Genomic DNA, 25,362 nt, shown 5'->3' on the forward strand with positions numbered 1-25,362 from the left:
CCTTCGCGGGACGGCCAGGGACGGGGCCCCTTCCCCGAGGCCGGTGGCGGCCCCTTCCCCGCGGCCCGGCGCCGGAACGGACCGCCGCCGCGGCCTCCGCCGCAACCCCGTCCCGCCGTGCGGCACGCGAGCCAGCCGTCCTCATAGGCAGCAAATCCCCAGGTCAGAGCGCACTGTCAGTCGGTGGGTGCACGATGGACGCATGGTCAGCGATGCACACCGGGCCCTCGACGGCTTCTCCCCCGCGACCCGCGGCTGGTTCACGGGGGCCTTCTCCGCGCCCACCGCGGCCCAGGCGGGCGCGTGGCAGGCCATCGACGCGGGCTCGGACGTGCTGGTGGTCGCCCCGACCGGCTCCGGCAAGACCCTGGCCGCCTTTCTCGCCGCCCTGGACCAGCTGGCTTCCACCCCACCCCCGGCCGACCCGAAGAAGCGCTGCCGGGTGCTGTACGTGTCCCCGCTGAAGGCCCTCGCCGTCGACGTGGAGCGCAACCTCCGCAGCCCGCTCACCGGCATCCGGCAGGAGTCCGTCCGCCTGGGCCTGCCCGAGCCGGAGGTGAAGGTCGGCATCCGCTCAGGCGACACCCCGCCCGCCGAGCGCCGTGCGCTGTCCACCCGGCCGCCGGACATCCTGATCACCACGCCCGAGTCGCTGTTCCTGATGCTCACGTCGGCCACGCGCGACGCGCTGACCGGTGTCGAGACGGTGATCCTGGACGAGGTGCACGCGGTCGCCGGCACCAAGCGCGGCGCCCACCTCGCGCTGTCCCTGGAGCGGCTGGACGAGCTGCTGCCGAAGCCGGCCCGCCGCATCGGACTGTCCGCGACCGTCCGTCCGGTCGACGAGATCGCCCGCTATCTGTCGCCGCGCCGCAAGGTGGAGATCGTCCAGCCGGAGTCCGGCAAGGAGTTCGACCTGTCGGTCGTCGTCCCGGTCGAGGACCTGGGCGAGCTCGGCGGCTCCCCGGCCGCCGACGGCAACGACGGCGCGGAGCGGCCGTCGATCTGGCCGCACGTCGAGGAGCGGATCACGGACCTGGTGCAGGCCCACCGCTCGACGATCGTGTTCGCCAACTCCCGCCGGCTCGCCGAGCGTCTGTGCAACCGGCTCAACGAGATCGCCTACGAGCGGACGACCGGTCAGTCCCTGGACGAGCACCACTCCCCGGCCGAGCTGATGGGCGGCTCGGGCGCGGCGCACGGCGCGCCGGCGGTCATCGCCCGCGCCCACCACGGCTCGGTCTCCAAGGAGCAGCGCGCGCTCGTCGAGGAGGACCTGAAGGCGGGCCGTCTCCCGGCCGTGGTGGCCACCTCCAGCCTGGAGCTGGGCATCGACATGGGCGCCGTGGACCTCGTCGTGCAGGTGGAGTCCCCGCCGTCCGTGGCCTCCGGTCTGCAGCGCGTCGGCCGCGCGGGACACCAGGTCGGTGCCGTCTCCACCGGCGTGGTCTTCCCGAAGTACCGCGGTGACCTGGTCCAGGCGGCGGTGGTCACCGAGCGGATGCGCTCCGGTGCCATCGAGTCCCTCCGGGTGCCCGCCAACCCCCTGGACGTCCTCGCCCAGCAGATGGTCGCGATGACGGCGATGGACACCTGGCAGGTCGACGACCTGCTCGCCCTGGTCCGCCGGTCCGCGCCGTTCGCCTCGCTGCCGGAATCGGCCTTCACCGCCGTCCTCGACATGCTCGCCGGCCGCTACCCGTCCGACGCGTTCGCGGAGCTGCGCCCGCGCGTGGTGTGGGACCGGGTGGCGGGCACGGTGTCCGGCCGGCCCGGCGCGCAGCGCCTCGCCGTCACCTCCGGGGGCACGATCCCCGACCGCGGGCTGTTCGGGGTCTTCCTCGCCGGCTCCGACCCCAAGAAGGGCGGCGGCCGGGTCGGCGAGCTGGACGAGGAGATGGTCTACGAGTCCCGGGTCGGCGACGTCTTCACGCTCGGCACCAGTTCCTGGCGCATCGAGGACATCACACGCGACCGGGTCCTCGTCTCCCCCGCGCCGGGCGTACCGGGCCGGCTGCCGTTCTGGAAAGGCGACCAGCTGGGCCGCCCGCTGGAACTGGGCCGCGCGGTGGGCGCGTTCCTGCGCGAGGTCGGATCCCTGCCGGACGAGGACGCCCGGCTCAGGCTGCTCGCGGCCGGACTCGACGCCTGGGCCGCGGACAACGTCCTTGCGTATCTGAAGGAGCAGCGCGAGGCGTGCGGCCACGTCCCGGACGACCGGACGATCGTCGTGGAGCGCTTCCGCGACGAGCTGGGCGACTGGCGAGTGGTGGTGCACTCCCCCTTCGGCGCCCAGGTGCACGCCCCGTGGGCGCTCGCCCTCGGCGCCCGCCTGTCCGAGCGGTACGGCATGGACGCTCAGGTCATGCACGCCGACGACGGCATCGTGCTGCGCCTTCCCGACGCCGACCTGATGGGCCTGGACCTCCTCGACCAGGAGCCCGTGAAGGCCGGTCTGGAGTACGACGCCGAACAGGCGCCCGTCGGCGCGGCGGACGTCGCGTTCGACAAGGGCGAGGTCGACCAGATGGTCACCGACCAGGTCGGCGGCTCGGCCCTGTTCGCCTCCCGCTTCCGCGAGTGCGCCGCCCGCGCGCTGCTGCTGCCGCGCCGCAACCCCGGCAAGCGCACCCCGCTGTGGCAGCAGCGCCAGCGCGCGGCCCAACTGCTCCAGGTGGCGAGCGAGTTCGGTTCTTTCCCGATCGTCCTGGAGGCGATCCGCGAGTGCCTTCAGGACGTCTTCGACGTTCCGGGCCTGGTCGAGCTGATGGGGGACATCGAGTCCCGCAAGGTCCGCCTGGTCGAGGTCACCACGCCCGAGCCCTCACCGTTCGCGCGCTCGCTTCTCTTCGGGTACGTCGCGCAGTTCCTGTACGAGGGCGACTCCCCGCTCGCCGAGCGTCGCGCCGCAGCCCTGTCCCTGGACTCCCGGCTGCTGGCCGAGCTGCTGGGCCAGGCGGAGCTGCGCGAACTGCTGGACGCCGAGGTGCTGGTCGAGCTGGAGCGGGAGCTGCAGTGGCTGACCGAGGACCGCCGGGTCAAGGACGTGGAGGGCGTCGCGGACGTCCTGCGGCTGCTCGGCCCGCTCACCGACGCGGAGCTGGCCGAGCGGGGCGCGGAGCCCGGCTGGGCGCAGGAACTGGCCGGTGCCCGCAGGGCCATCCGGGTCCGGATCGCCGGCGCCGACCACTGGGCCGCGATCGAGGACGCGGGCCGGCTGCGCGACGCGCTCGGCACCGCGTTGCCGGTGGGCGTCCCGGAGGCGTTCACCGAGCCGGTGAAGGACCCGCTGGGTGACCTCCTCGCGCGCTTCGCCCGCACCCACGGCCCGTTCACCTCGGCCACGGCGGCGGGCCGTTTCGGCCTGGGCGTGGCGGTCACGGAGGGCGCGCTGCAGCGGCTCGCCGCGAGCGGCCGCGTGGTCCAGGGCGAGTTCCACCCGGCGGGCATCGGCCAGGAGTGGTGCGATGCGGCGGTCCTGCGCCGGCTGCGCCGACGTTCGCTGGCCGCGCTGCGGCACGAGCTCGAGCCGGTGTCGCCGGCGGCGCTCGCCCAGTTCCTGCCCCAGTGGCAGCACATCGGCAAGGGGCACGGCCTGCGAGGCATCGACGGACTGGTACGCGCCGTCGAGCAGTTGCAGGGCGCGTCCGTGCCCGCCTCGGCGCTGGAGAAGCTGGTGCTGCCCTCACGGGTGGCGAACTACACCCCGTCGATGCTCGACGAACTCACCTCGGCCGGTGAGGTGGTGTGGGCGGGCGCGGGGGCACTGCCCGGCAAGGACGGCTGGATCTCCCTGTATCTCGCGGACGCGGCCCCGCTCCTTCTGCCGCCCCCGCACCCGCTGGAGCTGACCGCGCTCCACCAGTCGATCCTGGACGCCCTCTCCGGCGGCTACGGCCTGTTCTTCCGTCAGATCGCCGATCAGGTCCGCGCGACGACCCACCCCGAGGCCACCGATCCCCAACTGGCCGATGCCCTCTGGGACCTGGCCTGGTCGGGACGGCTGACCAACGACACCCTGGCCCCGATGCGTTCCCTGCTGGGCTCGGGGCGTACCGCGGGCTCCACCGCCCACCGTGCCAAGCGCGCCGTCCCGCGCGGGCGTTACGGCTCGTTGACCGCCGCCGCCCGCTCCGCCTCGCGCAGCGGCCCGCCGACCGTCGCCGGACGCTGGTCCCTGCTGCCCGGGCGCGAGCCCGACACCACTGTGCGCGCCCACGCGCTCGCCCGCACCCTCCTCGACCGGCACGGTGTGGTCACCCGGGGGGCTGTGTCCGCGGAGGGCGTCGAGGGCGGCTTCTCGGCCGTGTACCGGATCCTGTCCGCCTTCGAGGAGAGCGGCCAGGCCCGTCGGGGGTACGTGGTGGAGGGTCTGGGCGCGGCGCAGTTCGCGATGGACGGCGCGGTGGACCGGATCCGTGCGGTGGCCAACGCGCGCGAGCGCGGCGAGGGCCTGCCCGGCTCGGGTTTCGCCGGCGGCGGGGGTCCGGACGGCTTCGGTTCCCCCGACGGCTTCCTGACACCCGACGGCTTCGAACCGCCCGGCGGCCTGGAATCGCCCCATGGCTTCGAACCGATCGACGGCTTCGGACCGACCGGCGGCTTCGACACCACCGGCCCCGGCACCAACGGCTTCGGCGGTGACCTCGACTGGCCGGCCGGCGGCCGCACCTCGCCGGACGAATACGTCTCCCCCCGGGACCTCACGTCACCGGGCTACGGCGGCCCACGGGGCGGCGGGCAGGCCCTCCCGTACGGGGGCTCCGGACTCGGTGCCCGGCGTGGCCGTGGCGGATCCGCCGACTCCCGGGCTGTCGTCCTGGCGGCCGCCGATCCCGCGAACGCCTACGGTGCCGCCCTGCCCTGGCCGGAGCCGCCGACCGGCGCCGGGCACAAGCCGGGACGCAAGGCCGGCTCCCTGGTGGTGCTCGTGGACGGCGAGCCGGCCCTGTACATGGAGCGCGGCGGGAAGACCCTGCTGGCCTGGCCCGCCGACCCGGATGCCGCGGCCACCGACGACCCGCGTCTGAGGGCCGCCGCCGAGGCGCTGGCCGCCGCCGCACGCGCGGGCTCCCTCGGCACGGTCACGGTGGAGCGTGTCAACGGCGCCTCGGCCCTTACCTCGCCCATCGGCACCCTCCTGGAAGGAGCGGGCTTCATCGCGACCCCGCGCGGGCTGCGCCTGCGCGCATGACCGCAGCGGACGTGCACGCGAGCATGTCACCCTTGACCCATGCCCGAAGGTGACACGGTCTGGCAGACCGCGAGGCGACTGCACGACGCCCTCGCGGGCAAGGTGCTGACCCGAAGCGACTTCCGGGTGCCGAAGTACGCCACGGTCGACCTCGCCGGCCGGTCCGTCCTGGACACGGTCTCCCGCGGCAAGCACCTGCTCACCCGCTTCGAGGGCGGCCTGACCCTGCACTCGCACCTGCTGATGGAGGGCGCCTGGAAGGTGTACGGCGGCGGCGAACGGTGGAAGGGCGGCCCCGCCCACCAGATCCGCGCCGTCCTGGCCACCGCCGACCGCACCGCGGTCGGCTACCGCCTCCAGGTGCTGGAGCTGATGCGCACCACCGAGGAGGAGCGCACCGTCGGCCACCTCGGTCCGGACCTTCTCGGTCCCGACTGGGACCCCGACCTGGCCCTGGCCAACCTCCTGGCCGCCCCCTCCCGCCCGCTCGGCGAGGCCCTGCTCGACCAGCGCAATCTCGCCGGCATCGGCAACGTCTACAAGAGCGAGCTCTGCTTCCTGCTCGGTGTCACCCCGTGGCTGCCCGTGGGTGCCCTGCCGGCGGAGCACGCTCCGAAGCTGCCCGCGCTGGCGAAGAAGCTCCTGGAGGCCAACCGCGACCGTGTGGTCCGCCGGACCACGGGTGTGCGCGGGCAGGATCTGTTCGTCTACGGCCGAGCTCCACGGCCCTGCCTGCGCTGCGGCACCTCCGTGCGCGTGGCCGACCAGGGCGACGGCTCGCAGGAGCGCCCCACGTACTGGTGTCCGAGGTGCCAGGCCGGTCCCGCGCCCGCGCCGGGTTCCCCGCAGAAGTGGCGGGACCGTTACCGCCGTACGAGCAACTGACACCCGCCCCGTCAGGGCGGTGGCTCGGCCGGAGTGCCGAACGGCCATCCACCGCCGGCGGACGGCGTTTCCCCGTCGTGCCCGAAGGGCCATCCGCCGGACTCAGCGAACGAGGAGCCCGCGCTGTCCACGGGGTTCGGCCCCAGCACCTGGTCGAACGGCTCCGGGGCCTGGTCGCTGGGTCCGGGCACCTGGTCGGACGGCGGCCCAGGCCGCCCGTCGGCCTCCGGCGTATCCGTCGACCCGCCCTTGGGTACGCAGTGCACGGGCAGCAGGCTCAGTCCCCACCCGCCTGCCGCGACCGCTCCCTCCAGCACCCCCGCGTCGCTCGACAGGACCAGTCTCAGCACCGCCCACCACCACACCGCGCCGAGCCCCAGAGCGGCCCCCCAGCGCGCTATCGGCCCCGCCATCGCACCCACCGCACCCACCTCCAGCCCGGCAGCCGACAGCCCGAGAGACCGGCAGCCCCTCCGACCGCTCGCCCGTCGGCAGCCCGACGCTAGAACGCCGTCCCGGTGTGCAGGAGGGCGCACCGGAGCACATGGCGGCGCTCCCGTCTCCTCTCAGCGCCGGTCACACGGGAGCACGGCCCGGCCTCCACCATCGCCCCGCACCGGCGAAGGCACAAACGAAGGCCCGGCACAGACGAAGGCACCAGCACAGGCGAAGGCCCCGGCCGGGCTCCCCCGGATTTCCCGGAGAAGCCCCGGCCGGGGCCTCACGACGTATGTGTCAGCTCGCGTGCGCGTGAACGATCACGCGGCGACCACGTCCACCGCTTCGGCGGGTGCCTTGATGGTCACCCGTTCCGGTGGCACACCGGTCACCGACACGGAACCCAGCATCGGGCGAACCGGCGTGGGCACGGGCTCGGTGGCCGCAGCAGACTGGGCCAGCTCGGCGAGGGCGAGCTCGTCGCTCACTTCCCGCATGAGCTCGGACATCCGTACGTCCAGCGCGTCGCAGATGGCGGAGAGCAGCTCGGAGGAAGCCTCCTTCTGCCCCCGCTCCACCTCGGAGAGATAGCCGAGCGAGACTCGGGCGGACGAGGAGACTTCGCGCAGAGTACGGCCCTGGCGTTGGCGCTGCCGACGCAGCACGTCACCCAGCAGGCGACGGAGCAGAATCATCGGTGGCTCCCTCCTCGGACCGCGTAGCCGCATCCTTCACGCCCCACCGTACCGCCTCGCGCCGCGGCCGTGCGGGGAGCGATGTCGTGTTCACTCAGGGCTGCAAACATCAAAACCCCCCGTTCCGTTCCGTATCCTGTGCCCGCTCATTCCCGGTCTGTTCGCCCGCAATCTGCTCCAGAAGCAGTGTGAGCACACTCCGTACAGTCTCCATACGAATTTCCGCCCGGCCGCCGTTCAACCGCAGCGCCGCCGTTTTCCCGTCACGGACCGCTCCGTTTTCCGTTCCGAAGGGCCCGTCCACGGCCACGAAGACCGTGCCGACAGGTTGTCCGTCCTGGGGGTCGGGGCCGGCGACCCCGGTGGTCGCGATGCCCCAGTCGGCTCCCAGGGCCTTCCGCACGCCGACCGCCATCTGCGCCGCGACCTGCGGATCCACCGCACCGCGCTGCGCCAGCAGAGTGGCGTCGACACCCAGTAGCTCGTGTTTGAGCTCAGTGGCGTACGCGGTGACCGAACCCCGGAAGACCTTGGAGGCCCCCGGGACGGAGGTGATCTCCGCCGCGACCAGTCCACCGGTCAGCGACTCGGCGACGGCGATCGTCTCGCCCCTCACCGTGAGCAGTCCCACGACTTCGGCGGCCGGCGAACTCACCCTTCCGACCCCTCCAACACTGCCCGGCGCTCGGCGATTCCCCGCCTGCGCAGCACAATGGCCTGTCTCACATAGTCCAGTCCGGTCACGACGGTCAGCACGACGGCCACGGCCATGACCCAGAACCTCAGGGTGGCCAGCCAGCCCGTCAGCGCCAGCACGTACATCCCGACGGCGACGCCCTGCGTGAGCGTCTTCAGCTTGCCGCCGCGGCTCGCGGGGATGACGCCGTAGCGGATGACGAGGAAACGCAACAGGGTGATCCCGAGTTCCCGGCCGAGGATCACACCGGTCACCCACCAGGGCAGGTCGCCGAGCCCGGAGAGACAGATCAGCGCCGCCCCCATGATCGCCTTGTCGGCGATGGGGTCGGCGATCTTCCCGAAATCGGTGACCAGGTTGTAGGTCCGTGCCAGGTGCCCGTCGAACAGGTCGGTGATCATGGCGACGGCGAAGGCCGCCCAGGCGAACGAGCGCCACGCGGGGTCGTACCCGCCGTCGGCCAGCATCAGCATCACGAAGCCGGGCACCAGGAGCAGCCGGAGCATGGTCAGCAGATTGGCGACGTTCCACACGCTGGCCTGGTTGACGGCGGCGGCCGTGATCTTCCCGCCGCGCGCGGGCTTGCCGTCTTCCTGTTCCTCCGCCGAGCGATCGGCAGCGCGGTCGGCACGATCCGCTTTGCCGGACTCGACGGCAGAGGGACGAGCGGCGCCCGAAGCCCCGTCCGCGCCGCCTCGGCGCGAGGCCGCCCCCCTGGCCGCCCCCTGCGCGCCGGAGGAGCCGCCCGCCGCGGATGCCGGGACTCCGGTCATCTGCCCGCCTCCTCACTGGACGTGAACGCGCCCGCCAGCGGCTCGGCCACCAGGTCGACACCCTCCGTGCCGACCACCTTCGCCTCGACCATACGGCCGACGCTCAGGCCCTCGCCGCTGGTGAGCAGCACCTGGCCGTCCGTCTCCGGCGCCTGGTGCGCCGCCCGCCCGTACACCCCCTCCTCGGGGTCCACGGACTCCACGAGTACCCGCACCGTCTCACCGACGCGCTCCTCGGCCCGCTGCGAGACGAGCTCCTCGGCCAGCCGGGAGACACGTGCCAGTCGATCGGCGACGACGTCCTCGTCCAGCTTGTCGTCGTAGGTCGCCGCCTCGGTGCCCTCCTCGTCGGAATAGCCGAAGACGCCGATGGCGTCCAGCCTCGCGCCGTTCAGGAAGCGCTCCAGTTCGGCCAGGTCGGCCTCGGACTCGCCGGGGAAGCCGACGATGAAGTTGGAGCGCGCGCCGGCCTCGGGCGCCTTGGAGCGGATGGTGTCGAGCAGTTCGAGGAAGCGGTCCGTGTCGCCGAAGCGGCGCATGGCGCGCAGCACACCGGGCGCGGAGTGCTGGAAGGACAGGTCGAAGTAGGGGACGACCTTGGGGGTGGAGGTCAGGACGTCGATGAGCCCGGGGCGCATCTCGGCCGGCTGGAGGTAGCTCACCCGCACGCGCTCGATGCCGTCGACCTCGGCCAGCTCGGGCAGCAGGGACTCCAGCAGGCGGATGTCGCCGAGGTCCTTGCCGTAGGAGGTGTTGTTCTCGGAGACCAGCATGATCTCCTTGACGCCCTGTTCGGCGAGCCACCGCGTCTCGTTCAGCACGTCGCTCGGGCGGCGGGAGATGAAGGAGCCGCGGAAGGACGGGATGGCGCAGAACGAGCAGCGCCGGTCGCAGCCCGAGGCGAGCTTGACCGAGGCGACCGGGGACCCGTCCAGGCGGCGGCGCAGGGGTGCGCGCGGGCCGGAGGCCGGAGCGAGACCTTCCGGAAGATCCGCGGGAGCGTGCCCCGGCAGCGCGACCGAGGCACCGGCCTCCTGCCGCTCCGCCGGGCTGATCGGCAGCAGCTTGCGGCGGTCGCGCGGGGTGTGCGAGGCGTGGATGCCACCGTTCAGGATGGTCTGCAGGCGGTCGGAGATGTTCACGTAGTCGTCGAAGCCGAGCACGCCGTCGGCCTCGGGGAGGGCCTCGGCCAGTTCCTTGCCGTACCGCTCGGCCATGCAGCCGACCGCGACGACGGCCTGGGTTCTGCCGTGGTCCTTGAGGTCGTTGGCCTCCAGGAGGGCGTCGACGGAGTCCTTCTTGGCGGCCTCCACGAAGCCACAGGTGTTGACCACGGCGACGTCCGCGTCCGCGGCGTCCTCCACGAGCTGCCAGCCGTCCGCCTCCAAACGGCCTGCGAGCTCCTCCGAGTCCACCTCGTTACGGGCGCAGCCGAGAGTGACGAGTGCGACGGTACGGCGTTCAGGCATGGGCTCAAGACTACTTCGTCCCACCGACACCCCACGTCGAAGGGGTTGGCCGATCCTGGCCAACCCCTTCGACGCGTGCCTGCTCCGGCCCCCGTGAAGGGGCCGGCCGGAGGGCTAACCGACCTGCGGGTCGCCCTTGGTGTACGTGAGGCGTTCCACGGCGCCCGGCTGGAACTGGTCCTCGATCTTCTTGCCGTTGACGTAGAGCTGGATGGCGCCGGCGTCACCGAGGATGAGGTTGATCTTGGTGCTGTCCTGGAAGGTCTTGGACTCGCCCTTGTTGAGGAGCCCGTCGAAGAGCATGCGGCCGTTGTGGTCCTTGGCGGAGATCCAGCTGCGCCCGTTCGGGGCGCTGACCTGGACGGTCACCTTGTCCTGGGGCGCGGCCGCGATGGCGCTGTCGGACGGGGCCGGCTTCTGGTCGGCGGGCTTGCCGCCCGTCGGCTTGGGCGAGGAGGGCTTGCCGGTGCCGGGCGTGGAGCCCTCGGCGACGTGCGACTTGGCGTTGGTGTCGCCACCGCCGCTGCCGCCCTTGACGGCGGTGAAGCCGACGAAACCGACGACGACCACGATCGCGGCGACCATGGCCGCGGTCCAGTTGGGCCCGCGCCGCTCCGGGCGGATACGTTCCGCCCCGAACAGCGGGGCGGCCGGGGTGGGGGCGGGGCGGCCGCCGTGCTCGGCGTCGTACTGCGCGAGCAGCGGGGCCGGATCGATGTGCACGGCACGGGCCAGGGTCCGGATGTGCCCGCGGGCGTAGACGTCCCCGCCGCAGGGGGCGAAGTCGTCGGCCTCGATGGCGTGCACGATGGCGATACGGACCCGGGTGGCGGCGCTGACCTCGTCGACGGTCAGCCCGGCGGCGAGCCGCGCGTCCTTCAGGACACGGCCGATGGAGGGGCGGGCTTCCTCGGAAACGTCTTCGAACGGACGCTCGTCTTCAGGGGAGTTGCCGATGGACACGGGGGCGCCTTTCGAGCGTGTAGCCGCCTGTGCTGGACGTTCAGTCTAGGGGGGTGCCAAAGGATGGAGCGACCCGGCGGTAGCACTTTGTACGCCATCGGGATGGCCGGACAATCCGATGGTGGGACAGGTGTGGCGCCCATGGCGGGACCCGCACCGGTCCTCTCGCTCAACTTGACGTACGCCCAGGGGAAACGGTTGCTCACCACTGTCTAACGGGTGGATCACGGTGGACCCACCCGTCACCCCGGAGGGCAACCGCCCCGGGCAGACGACCCCCTGCTGCTACCCCTCGGACTCGCCTCGAATCACGGCCAGGATCCCGTCCAGGTCGTCGGGCTTCACGAGTACGTCCCGCGCCTTGGACCCCTCGCTGGGGCCGACGATGTTCCGGGACTCCATGAGGTCCATCAGCCGCCCGGCCTTGGCGAAGCCGACGCGCAGCTTGCGCTGGAGCATGGACGTCGACCCGAACTGCGTGGAGACGACCAGCTCGGCCGCCTGGCACAGCAGGTCGAGGTCGTCGCCGATGTCCTCGTCGATCTCCTTCTTCTGTTTGCTGCCGACGGTGACGTCGTCCCGGAACACCGGCGCCATCTGTTCCTTGCAGTGTCGGACGACCGCCGCGACCTCCTCCTCGGTCACGAAGGCGCCCTGCATACGGGTCGGCTTGCTCGCTCCCATCGGCAGGAACAGCCCGTCGCCCTTGCCGATCAGTTTCTCGGCACCGGGCTGGTCGAGGATGACGCGGCTGTCGGCGAGCGAGGAGGTGGCGAAGGCGAGCCGCGAGGGCACGTTCGCCTTGATCAGACCGGTGACGACGTCGACCGAGGGCCGCTGGGTGGCGAGCACCAGGTGGATGCCGGCCGCGCGCGCGAGCTGCGTGATGCGCACGATCGCGTCCTCGACGTCACGCGGCGCGACCATCATCAGGTCGGCGAGCTCGTCGACGATCACCAGCAGGTACGGGTACGGCTGCAGCTCGCGCTCGCTGCCCTCCGGCGACTTCACCCTGCCGTTGCGGACGGCCTCGTTGAAGTCGTCGATGTGCCGGAAGCCGTAGGCCGCCAGGTCGTCGTAGCGGAGGTCCATCTCCCGTACCACCCATTGCAGCGCCTCGGCGGCCCGCTTGGGGTTGGTGATGATCGGCGTGATCAGGTGCGGGATGCCCTCGTACGCGGTCAGCTCGACGCGCTTGGGGTCGACCAGGACCATGCGGACGTCCTCCGGGGACGCCCGCATCATGATCGAGGTGATCAGGCAGTTGATGCAGGACGACTTGCCGGAGCCGGTGGCACCGGCGACGAGGACGTGCGGCATCTTCGCGATGTTGGCCATCACGTAGCCGCCCTCGACGTCCTTGCCGAGCGCGACGAGCATCGGGTGGTCGTCCTCGGCCGCCTCCGCCAGCCGGAGCACGTCACCGAGGTTGACCATCTCCCGGTCCGTGTTCGGGATCTCGATGCCGACCGCGGACTTGCCGGGGATCGGGCTGATGATCCGCACGTCCGGGCTCGCGACGGCGTAGGCGATGTTCTTCGTCAGCGCGGTGATCCGCTCGACCTTCACGGCGGGACCGAGCTCGACCTCGTAACGGGTGACCGTCGGCCCGCGGGTGAAGCCGGTGACGCGGGCGTCGACCTTGAACTCGGTGAAGACGGTGGTGAGCGAGTCGACGATGGCGTCGTTGGCGGCGCTGCGCGCCTTGCCCGGGCCGCCCCGTTCCAGGAGGTCCAGCGCGGGCAGGGAGTAGGTGATGTCACCGGACAGCTGGAGCTGCTCCGCGCGCGGCGGCAGCTCACGGTCCTCGTGGGGCGGCGGGGTCTTGGTGAGGTCGGGGACGCCCGCCGACGGCTTCTCCTGCCTCTGCGGCTTCTCCGGTCGCTCCTGCGCGGGCGTGTCCTGCGCGGGCCGGGCGGCCGGCGCGTCCGTCTCGGGTCCGGCGGGCGGACCGTCCTGCTCGGGACGCGCGGCCGGAACCGGAGTCGGGGTCGGGGCCTCGGCCCGGTCTCCGACGGTGACGCCCTGGGTCAGGTCCGCGACGATCGGCGACGGCGGCATGCCGTGCAGGACAGCGCCGTCGAGCGCGGCGGCGGCAGCGGCCGCGACGTCCACGGCGTCCATCTGCCGTCCCATGTCGGGCTGCGGCACGGCGGAACGCCGGGGCCGGCCACGGCGCTTGGCGAGGGCCTCCTGTTCCGCGCCGTCGGGGTCGTAGGCCTGGGGCGCGGTCTGACGCCTGCGGGGGCGCGCGGGCAGCGCTTCGCGCCACTGGTCGTCGTAGCGGGCGTCGTCCTCGGTGTACTCCTCGAGTTCGCCGTCCTCCGGGTCGGGCAGGAGACCGAGCTTCACGCCCAGCAGTCGCAGCCGCTGCGGGATGGCGTTGACCGGGGTCGCGGTGACGACGAGCAGACCGAACACCGTGAGCAGCACCAGCAGCGGTACGGCGAGCACCTCGCCCATCGAGTACGTCAGCGGGGTCGCCGCGCCCCAGCCGATCAGACCGCCGGCGTCCCTTATCGCCTGCATGCCGTCGCTGCGGGCGGGCGAGCCGCAGGCGATGTGGACCTGCCCGAGCACGCCGAGGACGAGCGCGGACAGACCGATGACGATGCGGCCGTTGGCCTCGGGCTTCTCCGGGTGCCGGATGAAGCGCACGGCGATGATCCCGAGCAGGATCGGCACGAGCAGGTCGAGTCGGCCGAAGGCGCCGGTGACCAGGATCTCGACCAGGTCACCGACGGGCCCGCGCAGATCGGCCCAGGTACCGGCGGCGACGATCAGGGCGACGGCGAGCAGCAGCAGCGCGACGCCGTCCTTGCGGTGGGCGGGATCGAGGTTCCTGGCGCCCCGCCCGACTCCGCGGAACACGGCGCCGACGGCGTGTGCCAGCCCGAGCCAGAGGGCGCGCACGAGCCGGTACACGCCCCCGGTGGGGTTCGGAGCGGGCTTGGGCACGGCCTTCTTGGCCGCCGGCTTCTTGGCGGGTGCCTTCTTGGCCGGGCTGTTCTTGGCCGGCGCCTTTTTCGCAGCGGCCTTCTTCGCCGGAGCCTTTGCGGGAGCGGCCGCCTTCTTGGCGGGCTGCTTCTTGGCTGCGGAGGGACGTGAGGCCATGGGTGTGAGGTTACCGTCGGAGACGACAGCGGACACGTGTGCCCAGTGCTTCACCCGTTCGTGTCGTCTGCGGGAGAGCCGAAGACTGACGCGGCCTCACCGGTGGGAAGGATTGGCGTCTTTGAGCCACACGCATCTCCGGCAAGCCACAATTCCTGGCCCGAATCCACCACTCACAGGTTCCGCCCTGCGCGGCCTCGGCCCTGAAGCCGACCGGCGGCCTCAAGGCCGCACCCAGAACTGCGGCCCCGGCCCCGGACTCCGGTCCGCGCGCCCTCGGACTCCGGTCCGCGCGCCCGGGTCCGCGCCCTCGGACTCCGGCCCGATCCCCGGTCCGCGCCCTCGGCCCTCACCGCCGCAGGGGCCTCACCCCTGCGACGGCACCGAAGAGGTGTTCCCCGTCCCCGGTTCCAGTGCGTCCAGGGCGCGGCGCAGTCCGGTGAGCTTGCGCTCCAGGTGTGCCGCCGTGGCCACCGCCGCCGCGTCCGCCGACTCGTCGTCCAACTGCTTGGAGAGGGCTTCCGCCTGCTCCTCCACGGCCGCCAGACGCGCGGACAGCTCCGCGAGGAGGCCGGCCGACTCCTTGCCCTCGCCGACCTCGCCCTTTCCCCCGCCCTCCAGCTGGAGGCGGAGAAGCGCCGCCTGCTCCTTCAGCTGGCAGTTCTTCATGTACAGGTCGACGAAGACCGAGACCTTCGCGCGCAGCACCCACGGGTCGAACGGCTTGGAGATGTAGTCCACCGCCCCCGCCGCATAGCCGCGGAAGGTGTGGTGCGGACCGTGATTGATCGCGGTGAGGAAGATGATCGGGATGTCCCGGGTCCTCTCCCGCCGCTTGATGTGCGCCGCTGTCTCGAAGCCGTCCATGCCTGGCATCTGGACGTCCAGCAGAATGACCGCGAAGTCGTCCGTGAGCAGTGCTTTGAGCGCTTCCTCTCCGGACGATGCCCGAACCAGCGTCTGATCGAGCGCAGAGAGGATGGCCTCCAGCGCCAGCAGATTCTCCGGCCGGTCATCGACCAGGAGGATCTTGGCCTTCTGCACCATGGCCCGCCCTCCTCGCCCCGGCTTGGGGCCACCCCTGTCCGCAGGAACCCGGGAGACACCTGCGAGTGCCGCCCCAGGGGACGACTCCCTTACGCCGCCCGTCCTTGTGCCGGTCATCGTAGCCGCACCCCGCCTGTCGCCACACCCTGTCACCGCGATGTCACTGTGCACGTAGCAGAAACGCGGCGGGAGACCAGAAGGTTCCCCGAATCCCGCACCTCTACACGGCTACGAGCACCCTCAGTCAACAACTTCGCGCGCGCCTCGAAGGTTCCCGTCACCGGGTCCCCGTGATTTTCCCGTGGTTCCGCCTCATTCCCCTCGCATCCACTGCTCCATCACGCCCAGCAGGTGGTCGGGGTCGACCGGCTTGGTCACGTAGTCGGACGCACCCGACTCGATCGCCTTCTCCCGGTCGCCCTTCATCGCCTTCGCGGTCAGCGCGATGATCGGCAGCCCGGCGAACTGCGGCATCCGCCGGATCGCCGTGGTGGTCGCATACCCGTCCATCTCGGGCATCATGATGTCCATCAGGACGACCGCCACGTCGTCGTGCTGCTCCAGCACCTCGATGCCCTCGCGGCCGTTCTCCGCGTAGAGCACGGACAGGCCGTGCTGCTCCAGGACGCTGGTCAGCGCGAAGACGTTGCGGATGTCGTCGTCGACGATCAGCACCTTCTCGCCGCCGAACCGGACGTCCTTGCGCCCGTGCGGCGCCGCCTGCGCCTGCCCCGTAGCCCCGGTGGCGCCCTCCGGCCACTGCTCCGACGCCTGCTGCTCCTGCGGCTGCTCGCCGGCCGGCAGCGCCCTGCGGCGGCGCCGGAAGAGGGCTGCGGCCCCGTTCTGGGTCTCCTGGTACGACCTCACCTCGGCCGGCGTCTCCACCTCCGCGGCGGACAGCTCGGACAGGTCGGACAGGCTGGAGAGTTCCGACAGGTGCGGCTCGGCGGCGGCGACCAACTCGTCGGCGCCGAGGGCGGAACCGGGCTGCTGGTAGCCGTGCGGCGGCAGCTCACCCGGGTGCAGCGGCAGGTACAGGGTGAACGTCGAACCGCGGCCCGGCTCGCTCTGCGCGTGAATCTCGCCGCCGAGCAGCTGCGCGATCTCCCGCGAGATGGACAGCCCGAGGCCCGTACCGCCGTACTTGCGGCTGGTGGTGCCGTCGGCCTGCTTGAACGCCTCGAAGATCACCCGCATCTTGCTGGCGGCGATGCCGATGCCGGTGTCGGTGACGGAGAACGCGATCAGCTCCGCATCCGGGTCGGTCAGCGAACCGCTCTCGAGCAACTGCTCCCGGATCGCCTGCGGAACGTCGAGCCGCGCGGGACGGATGACGAGCTCGACGGACCCGGAGTCGGTGAACTTCACCGCGTTGGACAGCAGGTTGCGCAGCACCTGCAGCAGCCGCTGTTCGTCGGTGTGCAGCGTGGCGGGCAGCTCGGGCGACACCCGGACCGACAGGTCCAGGCCCTTCTCCGCGGTCAGCGGCCGGAAGGTGGCCTCCACGTAGTCGATGAGCTGGACGAGCGCGATACGCGTCGGGGAGACGTCCATCTTGCCCGCCTCGACCTTCGACAGGTCCAGGATGTCGTTGATCAGCTGCAGCAGGTCGGATCCCGCGCCGTGGATGGTCTCGGCGAACTCGACCTGCTTCGGGGAGAGGTTGCCCTCGGCGTTGTCGGCGAGCAACTTGGCCAGAATCAGCAGCGAGTTCAGCGGCGTACGCAGCTCGTGCGACATGTTGGCGAGGAACTCGCTGCGGTAGCGCATGGAGACGGCGAGCTGTTCGGCGCGCTCCTCCAGGACCTGCCGCGCCTCCTCGATCTCGGAGTTCTTCGCCTCGATGTCCCGGTTCTGCTGAGCCAGCAGTTCGGCCTTCTCCTCCAGTTCGGCGTTGGACGCCTGCAGGGCCTTCTGCCGCTGCTCCAGCTCCGCCGACCTGAGGCGCAGCTGCTCGGTCAGCTCCTGGGACTGCTTCAGCAGCTGCTCGGTCTTGGTATTGACGGAGATGGTGTTGACGCTGGTGGCGATCATCTCCGCGATCTGGTTGAGGAAGTCCTTCTGGATCTGGGTGAACGGCGTGAAGGAGGCCAACTCGATCACGCCGAGCACCTTGCCCTCGAACAGCACCGGCAGCACGATCACCTGCGCGGGCGGCGCCTCGCCGAGCCCGGAGGAGATCTTCAGATAGCCGCTGGGCGCGTTCTCCACCAGGATCGTGCGCTTCTCCTCCGCCGCCGTGCCGATCAGCGCCTCACCCGGCTGGAACGACGTCGGCATCGAGCCCATCGAGTAGCCGTAGGAGCCGAGCATCCTCAGCTCGTAGGCGTTCTCCTGGTCGGCGCCGAGGTCCTTGTCGTCGACCAGCGGCATGGCGACGAAGAAGGCACCGTGCTGTGCGGAGACCACCGGGGTCAGCTCACTCATGATCAGCGAGGCCACGTCCTCCAGGTCCCGGCGGCCCTGCATCAGTGCCGAGATGCGGGCCAGGTTGCCCTTGAGCCAGTCCTGCTCCTTGTTGGCGATCGTGGTGTCGCGCAGGTTGGCGATCATCTTGTTGATGTAGTCCTGGAGTTCCTGGATCTCGCCGGAGGCGTCGACGTCGATCTTCAGGTTCAGGTCGCCGCGGGTCACGGCGGTCGCCACGCGCGCGATGGCACGCACCTGCCGGGTCAGGTTCCCGGCCATCTCGTTCACGGACTCGGTCAGGTCCCGCCAGGTGCCGTCGACGTCCCGCACGCGGGCCTGGCCGCCGAGCTGGCCCTCGGTGCCCACCTCGCGGGCCACGCGCGTGACCTCCTCGGCGAAGGACGACAGCTGGTCGACCATCGTGTTGATGGTCGTCTTCAGCTCCAGGATCTCGCCGCGCGCGTCGATGTCGATCTTCTTGGTCAGATCGCCCTTGGCGATGGCGGTGGTGACCATGGCGATGTTGCGCACCTGGCCGGTCAGGTTGGACGCCATCTGGTTCACCGACTCGGTGAGGTCCTTCCAGGTGCCGGCCACGCCCGGAACGTAGGCCTGCCCGCCGAGGATGCCGTCCGTGCCCACCTCGCGGGCCACCTTGGTGACCTGGTCGGCGAACGAACTCAGCGTCTTCACCATGGTGTTGAAGGTGTCGGCGAGCTGCGCGACCTCGCCGCGCGCCTCGATCGTCACCGTCCGCGTCAGATCGCCGTTGGCGACCGCCGCCGCCACCTGCGAGATGTTGCGCACCTGCATGGTCAGGTTGTTGGCCATGAGGTTGACGTTGTCGCTGAGGTCCTTCCAGATGCCGACCACGCCCGGCACGTGCGCCTGGCCGCCCAGAATGCCCTCCGTGCCCACCTCGCGGGCGACCCGGGTCACCTGCTCGGCGAAGGACGACAGCTGGTCCACCATCGTGTTCACGGTGGTGACGAGTTCCAGGATCTCGCCCTTGGCGTCGACGGTGATCTTCTTCGACAGGTCGCCCTTGGCGACGGCGGTCGTGACCTCGGCGATGTTGCGGACCTGGATGGTCAGGTTGTTCGCCATGAAGTTCACGGACTGGGTGAGGTCCTTCCAGGTGCCGGCCACCCCCTGCACCTCGGCCTGACCGCCCAGGATGCCCTCCGTGCCCACCTCGCGGGCCACACGCGTGACCTCCTGGGCGAACGACGATAGCTGGTCGACCATCGTGTTCAGGGTGTTCTTCAGCTCCTGGATCTCCCCGCGGGCGTCCACGGTGATCTTCTGGGAGAGGTCACCGCGGGCCACGGCGGTCGCGACCTGCGCGATGTTGCGCACCTGCGAGGTGAGGTTGCCGGCCATGCCGTTCACGGAGTCGGTGAGGTCCCGCCACACGCCGGCGACGCCGGGCACCTGTGCCTGACCGCCCAGGCGGCCCTCCGTGCCCACCTCGCGGGCCACCTTGGTCACCTGGTCGGCGAAGGCGGAGAGCTGGTCCACCATCGTGTTGATGGTGTTCTTCAGCTCCAGGATCTCCCCGCGCGCGTCCACGTCGATCTTCTGGGAGAGGTCGCCACGGGCCACCGCCGTCGTCACCTGGGCGATCTGCCGCACCTGGGAGGTGAGGTTGCCGGCCATGAAGTTGACGGAGTCGGTGAGCTCCTTCCACGTCCCCGACACCCCGTCCACCCGGGCCTGACCGCCCAGGCGGCCCTCCGTGCCCACGTCCCGGGCCATGCGGGTGACCTGGTCGGCGAACGACGACAGCTGGTCCACCATCGTGTTCACGGTGTTCTTCAGCTGGAGCATCTCGCCGGAGACGTCCACGGTGACCTTCTGCGACAGATCGCCGTTGGCCACCGCCGTCGTCACCTGGGCGATGTTCCTCACCTGACCGGTGAGGTTGCGGAACGCGGTGTTGACGGAGTCCGTCAGGTCCTTCCACGTACCCGCGGCGCCCGGCACCTGCGCCTGGCCGCCCAGCTCACCCTCGACACCGACCTCCCGCGCCACCCGCGTGACCTCGGCACCGAACGCCGACAGCTGGTCGACCATGCCGTTGACGGTGTTCTTCAGCTCCAGCATCTCGCCGGCCACGTCCACGGTGACCTTCTGCGACAGGTCACCGCTGGCCACCGCCGTCGTCACCGCGGCGATGTCCCTCACCTGAGTGGTGAGGTTGCGGAACACCGTGTTGACGGAGTCCGTCAGGTCCTTCCACGTCCCGGCGACGCCCGGCACGTTCGCCTGACCACCCAGGCGGCCCTCCGCACCGACCTCGTTGGCCACGCGCGTGACCTCGTCCGCGAAGATCCGCAGCGTCTCCGTCATCTGGTTGATCGTCTCGGCCAGCCGCGCGACCTCACCGCGCGCCGGGACGGTCACCTTCTGCGACAGATCACCGTTGGCGACCGCCGTGGTGACCTGTGCGATACCGCGCACCTGGGCCGTCAGGTTGCCGGCCATCAGGTTCACCGAATCGGTGAGCTCCTTCCACGTGCCGTCCACCCCGGGCACGTGCGCCTGGCCGCCGAGGATGCCGTCCGTGCCCACCTCGCGGGCGACCCGCGTCACCTCGGAGGAGAACGCGGAGAGCTGGTCGACCATCGTGTTGACGGTGTTCTTCAGCTCCAGCATCTCGCCGGCGACATGCACGGTCACCTTGCGTGACAGATCGCCCTTGGCGACCGCCGTGGTGACCAGCGCGATGTCCCGCACCTGCGCCGTCAGCCGGGACGCCATCGTGTTGACGGAGTCCGTGAGGTCCTTCCAGGAGCCGGACAGCCCGCGCACCCGCGCCTGGCCGCCCAGCTTCCCCTCGGTACCCACCTCGCTGGCCACCCGCGTGACCTCGTCCGTGAACGTCGACAGTTGGTCGACCAGGTTGTTGACCGTCCGCCCGACCTTCAGGAACTCGCCCCGCAGCGGGTGCCCGGCCCCTTCCGGCGCCGGGGTGCGCAGCTCCATCCGCGGCGACAGATCGCCCTCGGCGACCGCGGACAGTACCCGGCCGACTTCGGAGACCGGTCGCACCAGGTCGTCGACGAGGGCGTTGCAGTTATCGACCGCCGCCGCCCAGGAGCCCTCACAGGCCCCCGTCTCCAGCCGCTCGGTGAGCTTCCCCTCACGCCCCACCATGCGCCGCACCCGCGACAGCTCGCCCGTCAGGTGCATGTTGCGGTCGGCCACCTCGTTGAAGACCGCCGCGATCTCCGACATCACGCCGTCCCCGGACACCGTGAGCCGCTTGCGGAAGTTGCCGTCCCGCATCCCCACCAGAGCTGCCAGCAGGCGGTTCAGGGCGGCTGTGTCCACCGTGGTGGTCCCCGCGCGCGAGGTGCGCCGGTTGTTCAGGGACTGTCCGGACTGTCCGCCTTTCGCGCGCGTCTTCGTGCCCCGCGTCGCTGCGCCAGACTCCACTGTGTCCCTCCCGCAGGGATCGACCGTTGCTGCTGTGCTCCGGTACCACCGCGCGGCGTACCGGTTACCGCTGGGTAACTCTGCCCGATGCTTACTGCCAGGTAACTCTGCCCGATGCGACCAGGCTGTACGAAGGGCTGCTGCCCAGCGCACGCAGAACCCACTCCGCCTGCCCGCTTCGTCAACAGAAGCCTGCCCAGTGTTTCACCCCCGGCGAACCAGGCCATAACAGTTCGGCAGCTTCGCACACCGTCCGCACACCCTCGAGCGAAAACACCGATGACCGGCATCCGCAGGGACCGAGAAGGTAAGTAACCTTGCATGCGGCTGTCCAGCCACGCCGGTCCGTCCGGCCTGGGCGGTGGCACGGGTACGAGCGGGCATCGGAGGGCGGCCGCACACAATGACCACCGGAGTGATCCCCGGGGGACAGCCCCCGGAGCCACGGCCGAAGGGCCCGCAGCTGCCTGAGCAGCGCCGCGAGCCGGTCGGCCCGCAAGGCCTGCACGTCGACAACCGGACGAGGAGTTCTGTGATCACCGCGCGCGCGGCCGCCAGCTTCGAGCCCCTCGGGCGATCCGTCGCGACCGCCCGGTCATTCGTCCGCGACACCCTCCAGGGGTGGGGCTTCGGGGACATCGTCGACGACGCCGTGGTACTCACCAGCGAGCTGGTCACCAACGCCGTCGTCCACGCCGGCACCGCCGCCGACGTACTGTGCCTGCGCAGTGACGACGGGGTACGCATCGAGGTCTCCGACCGCTACCCGGAGCGCGAGGTCCCGCTGCAGAGCGCGGCCGTCAACATGGGCAGCCCCGACCGCGAGGGCGGTCGCGGCCTCCAGCTCTGCGCGGCCCTCGCCGGCCGCTGGGGCGTGGAGTACACCCCCACGCACAAGAACGTCTGGTTCCAACTGGACCTTCCCGAACGTCCGGTCGGCACCCGCGCCGCCGGCCCCGTGGTGCCCGCAGAACTCCTCCCGCTCGCCGACGGCCGGGTCCGCGTCGCCGTCGCCCAGATCGACCGCGGCGGCTCCATCACCGCCTGGAACGAGGACGCCGAGGAACTCTTCGGCTACGCCGCCGAACAGGTCGTCGGCAAGCCACTCACCGACCTCGCGGCCTGGCCGCACACCCCCGGCACCGGCACGGGCATCGCCGAAGCCCTCCAACTCTCCCGCTGGGAGGGCAGCTACGGTATCCGCGGCGCCCACGGCCGGGTCATCCCCGTCTACGCCTCCCACCTCCGCGTCCGCGACACCGGCGGCGAGCCGTCGACGGTCTGCCTGCTCGTACGGGACCACGAACGCGCCGTTCTCCAGACCCCGTTGCGGGTCCCCTCCTCCGGCGACGGCGGCACCGCCGCCGACGGCTCCAGCACCGACCCGTTCGAGGTCTTCATCGGCTCCCCCGCCCCCGACGACCTCGACGGCCTGCTGCAGCGCACCGTGGAACGCTCCCGCGACATGCTCGACGGCGACGCCGCCTTCCTGCTCCTCGCGACCGACGACGAGACCGAGTTGGAGGTCCGCGCCTCCACCGGCCTGCCCTCGGCCCGCCAGCGCTTCGCCCGCGTCCCCGTCGAGGCCGGCCCGGGCCGCTACGGCTCGGCCCGCATGCCGGCCGTCCACGACGACCTCACCGCCACCCCCGGCGCCGTGCCCCTCCTGAGCGGCACCGGCATGCGCTCCGTCGTCACGGTCCCGCTGAAGGTAGAGGGCCGCCTCACCGGCTCCCTCGGGGTCGCCGCCGAGGCTCCCGGCAGGTACTCCAACGAGGAGGCCCTGCGCCTGCAGTTCGCCGCCGACCGGATCGCCCTGGCCGTGGAGTCGGCCCGCCTGGGCGAGCTGGAGCGGCTGCGCCGCGGCTCCCTGAGCTTCCTCGTCGAGGCCTCCGACCTGCTGGCCGGCACCCTGGACCGCGACCAGACCCTCGCCCTGATGGCCCAGATGACGGTGCCCACCCTGGCCACGTGGTGCGCCGTCTACACGATCGCCGACCAGGCCTCCGAGCCCTACCTGTCCTACGTCCTGCACGAGGACGAGGAACTGATCGACGGCATCAAGTCCCTGCTGTCGAAGATCGCCCCGCCGGACCCGGTACCGACCCCCGGCGCCCGCGTCTGGTCCGCCCCCGGCGAGGCCGCCCACCAGGCGGCCCTGCGCAGCTCCATGCGCAGCCTCAGCCTGGGTGACTCGCACCACAGGATCGGTACGACCATCGGCCCGACCCTCGCCACGGCCTCCGCGGTCGGCGGCGAGACCGTGGTCCTGCCGCTGGTCGCCCGCAACCGCGTCATCGGCATGCTCACCCTCGGAAAGCCCACCGACGAGCACTTCCGCCAGGAGATCCTGGAACTGGCCGAGGACCTCAGCCGCCGCGCCGCCCTGGCCCTGGACAACGCCCGCCTGTACTCGGAGCGCACGGCCATCAGCCAGTCCCTCCAGCGCAGCCTCCTGCCGCCCGGCCTGCCGCAGATCGCCGGCGTGGAGGTCGAGGTCATCTACCGCGCGGCCGGCGAGGGCAACGAGGTCGGCGGCGACTTCTACGACCTCTTCCCCATCCGCGACGGCGCCTACGGCTTCGCCATCGGCGACGTCTGCGGCACGGGCCCGGAGGCGGCCGCCGTGACGGGCCTGGCCCGCCACGCACTCAGGCTCCTGGCCCGCGAGGGCTACGACGGCCCGGCGGTCCTGGAGCGCCTGAACTCCGCGATCCTCGACGAGGGAGCCCGCAGCCGCTTCCTCACGCTCCTGTACGGCGAACTGTGGCCGCAGGAGGACGGCAGCGCCCAGCTGAAGGTGGTGTGCGCCGGCCATCCGCTGCCGCTGCGCCTGCGCCAGGACGGCACGGTCGAACCGGCCGCCGAGCCGCAGCCGCTCCTCGGCGTCATGGAGGACCTGGACCTCTACGAGCAGACGGTCGTCCTGGACCCGGGCGACGTCCTGCTCTGCGTCACCGACGGCGTCACCGAGCGCCGCGAGGGAACGCGCATGCTGGGCGACGACGGCCTCGCCGACGTCCTCACCACCTGCACAGGCCTGACCGCCGGCGCGGTCGCGGCCCGCATCATGCGCGCGGTGGAGCGTTTCGCGTCGGACGCCCCGTCCGACGACATGGCGATCCTGGCCATGCGGGTTCCCGAGGTGCAGAAGCACTGAAGCCGGCCCGGACACCAAAAAACCCCGCCCGAAAGGGCGGGGTTTTTGCTGGAGCCCCCAAACGGAATCGAACCGTTGACCTTCTCCTTACCATGGAGACGCTCTGCCGACTGAGCTATAGGGGCCGGTCGCCTTTTCGAGGTTTCCCTCGCGGCAACGGAATAGATCATACCCCGAACACAGCCGTGTTCCCAACCACGATCGGTCCGCCGAGCGCGTTGCACGCCGAGACGATTCGCTGCATCTCCCGCCGTGTCAGCGAGGCGTCCACCGGGAGCGCCAGAGTCTCCGCGGCGGCCCGCTCGGTCTCCGGCAGAGCAACGCACCTGCGGAACTCGGGCAGTCGGTGCACGGGCGTCTTCACCGGCACCCGGCAGTCAACTCCCCTGGCGCGTACGGCGCGCGCGAAGGCGTCCCGGTCCGGCCGGCCGTTGCCGGGCACGCGCACCACGTACTGCTGATAGGTGTGCCCGTCACCGGCGTCGGGCGTCCGCACGCCCCGCAGCCTGGCGTCCAGATAGGCGGCACGCTCCCTGCGCTGCGGCATCTCCTCGTGCGGCGCCTCGGACTCGCCGCGCTCCAGCACCAGCAGCCCGTGCCGCTGCCCGATCGCGTGCAGTGCCGCGACGTCGGCCGACCGGCCGAAGCGGTGCACCGCAACGACGGCCGCCGTCCGCGCAGTTACGGCCGCTTCGACGGCGAACGGGTCGAGGCAGTACGACGCGGGGTCTATGTCGGCGAACACCGGTAGCGCGCCGACCTGGGTCACCGCGTCGGCGACCTCCACATTGCCGAACGCCGGCACGACGACCTCGTCACCGAATCCGACGCCGGCGGCCCTGAGCAGTGCAGCAGTACCCATGCCGCGGATGATGGTCGGGCAACGTGAACGTCAAGTGACGGCAAACGAAAAAGGGTTGGGCCCGGAACCGAAGTTCCGGGCCCAACCCTTTGAAGAGTTGTTCGGCGGTGTCCTACTCTCCCACAGGGTCCCCCCTGCAGTACCATCGGCGCTGTAAGGCTTAGCTTCCGGGTTCGAAATGTAACCGGGCGTTTCCCTCACGCTATGACCACCGA

General features: G+C 71.3%; 13 protein-coding genes, 1 tRNA gene and 1 rRNA gene. 3 read left to right on the forward strand and 12 right to left on the reverse strand.

Annotated features, from left to right (window positions below):
• Window positions 1-202 precede the first annotated feature (202 nt).
• Both BZY54_RS19620 and BZY54_RS19625 read left to right on the forward strand, forming a co-directional pair.
• Window positions 203-5,194, forward strand: a complete 4,992-nt coding sequence (locus BZY54_RS19620) for an ATP-dependent helicase (protein WP_086726486.1) — start codon at window positions 203-205, stop codon at window positions 5,192-5,194.
• A gap of 39 nt (window positions 5,195-5,233) precedes the next feature.
• A complete protein-coding gene (locus tag BZY54_RS19625; protein WP_086726487.1) occupies window positions 5,234-6,079 on the forward strand; it encodes a DNA-formamidopyrimidine glycosylase family protein in 846 nt (281 codons plus the stop codon).
• Between the two features lie 11 nt (window positions 6,080-6,090).
• Here BZY54_RS19625 and BZY54_RS19630 read toward each other — a convergent pair whose 3' ends face one another.
• From BZY54_RS19630 to BZY54_RS19670, 9 genes are all read right to left on the reverse strand, one after another.
• Window positions 6,091-6,492 carry a hypothetical protein gene (locus BZY54_RS19630; protein WP_143668077.1) on the reverse strand — a complete coding sequence of 134 codons (402 nt, stop codon included), beginning with the start codon at window positions 6,490-6,492 and terminating at the stop codon, window positions 6,091-6,093.
• A gap of 345 nt (window positions 6,493-6,837) precedes the next feature.
• Window positions 6,838-7,212, reverse strand: a complete 375-nt coding sequence (locus BZY54_RS19635; RefSeq protein WP_030178264.1) for a helix-turn-helix domain-containing protein — start codon at window positions 7,210-7,212, stop codon at window positions 6,838-6,840.
• Window positions 7,213-7,321: 109 nt separating this feature from the next.
• Complete coding sequence (locus tag BZY54_RS19640) at window positions 7,322-7,867, reverse strand: CinA family protein (protein WP_086726489.1); 546 nt, start codon at window positions 7,865-7,867, stop codon at window positions 7,322-7,324.
• Window positions 7,864-8,682, reverse strand: coding sequence for a CDP-diacylglycerol--glycerol-3-phosphate 3-phosphatidyltransferase (pgsA, locus tag BZY54_RS19645; RefSeq protein WP_086726490.1), 819 nt, complete (start codon window positions 8,680-8,682; stop codon window positions 7,864-7,866). Before pgsA ends, BZY54_RS19640 begins: the two co-directional genes overlap by 4 nt.
• Window positions 8,679-10,151 carry a 30S ribosomal protein S12 methylthiotransferase RimO gene (rimO, locus tag BZY54_RS19650; protein ID WP_086726491.1) on the reverse strand — a complete coding sequence of 491 codons (1,473 nt, stop codon included), beginning with the start codon at window positions 10,149-10,151 and terminating at the stop codon, window positions 8,679-8,681. The genes pgsA and rimO overlap by 4 nt, the downstream gene beginning before the upstream one ends.
• 114 nt (window positions 10,152-10,265) lie before the next feature.
• Window positions 10,266-11,114: a helix-turn-helix domain-containing protein gene (locus tag BZY54_RS19655; protein WP_086726492.1), complete on the reverse strand. Its 849-nt coding sequence runs from the start codon at window positions 11,112-11,114 to the stop codon at window positions 10,266-10,268.
• Window positions 11,115-11,399: 285 nt separating this feature from the next.
• Complete coding sequence (locus BZY54_RS19660; RefSeq protein ID WP_167414024.1) at window positions 11,400-14,228, reverse strand: DNA translocase FtsK; 2,829 nt, start codon at window positions 14,226-14,228, stop codon at window positions 11,400-11,402.
• A gap of 366 nt (window positions 14,229-14,594) precedes the next feature.
• Complete coding sequence (locus BZY54_RS19665) at window positions 14,595-15,275, reverse strand: response regulator (RefSeq protein WP_086726493.1); 681 nt, start codon at window positions 15,273-15,275, stop codon at window positions 14,595-14,597.
• A gap of 312 nt (window positions 15,276-15,587) precedes the next feature.
• A complete protein-coding gene (locus BZY54_RS19670) occupies window positions 15,588-21,125 on the reverse strand; it encodes a HAMP domain-containing protein (protein ID WP_086726494.1) in 5,538 nt (1,845 codons plus the stop codon).
• A 403-nt stretch (window positions 21,126-21,528) separates the two neighbouring features.
• Here BZY54_RS19670 and BZY54_RS19680 point away from each other — a divergent pair, with 403 nt between their 5' ends.
• Window positions 21,529-24,285: a SpoIIE family protein phosphatase gene (locus BZY54_RS19680; protein ID WP_086726495.1), complete on the forward strand. Its 2,757-nt coding sequence runs from the start codon at window positions 21,529-21,531 to the stop codon at window positions 24,283-24,285.
• Window positions 24,286-24,334: 49 nt separating this feature from the next.
• On the opposite strand, the gene BZY54_RS19685 is transcribed toward BZY54_RS19680, so the two are convergent.
• The 3 genes from BZY54_RS19685 to rrf all read right to left on the reverse strand — a co-directional run bounded on the left by BZY54_RS19685 (window position 24,335) and on the right by rrf (window position 25,362).
• A tRNA-Thr gene (locus tag BZY54_RS19685) sits at window positions 24,335-24,410 on the reverse strand.
• A 41-nt stretch (window positions 24,411-24,451) separates the two neighbouring features.
• Window positions 24,452-25,147 carry a DegT/DnrJ/EryC1/StrS family aminotransferase gene (locus BZY54_RS19690; protein WP_086726496.1) on the reverse strand — a complete coding sequence of 232 codons (696 nt, stop codon included), beginning with the start codon at window positions 25,145-25,147 and terminating at the stop codon, window positions 24,452-24,454.
• 99 nt (window positions 25,148-25,246) lie between these two features.
• Window positions 25,247-25,362, reverse strand: a 5S ribosomal RNA gene (rrf, locus tag BZY54_RS19695).

Origin of the sequence: Streptomyces carpinensis, from assembly GCF_002154505.1 — a bacterium.
Classification (GTDB): domain Bacteria; phylum Actinomycetota; class Actinomycetes; order Streptomycetales; family Streptomycetaceae; genus Streptomyces; species Streptomyces carpinensis.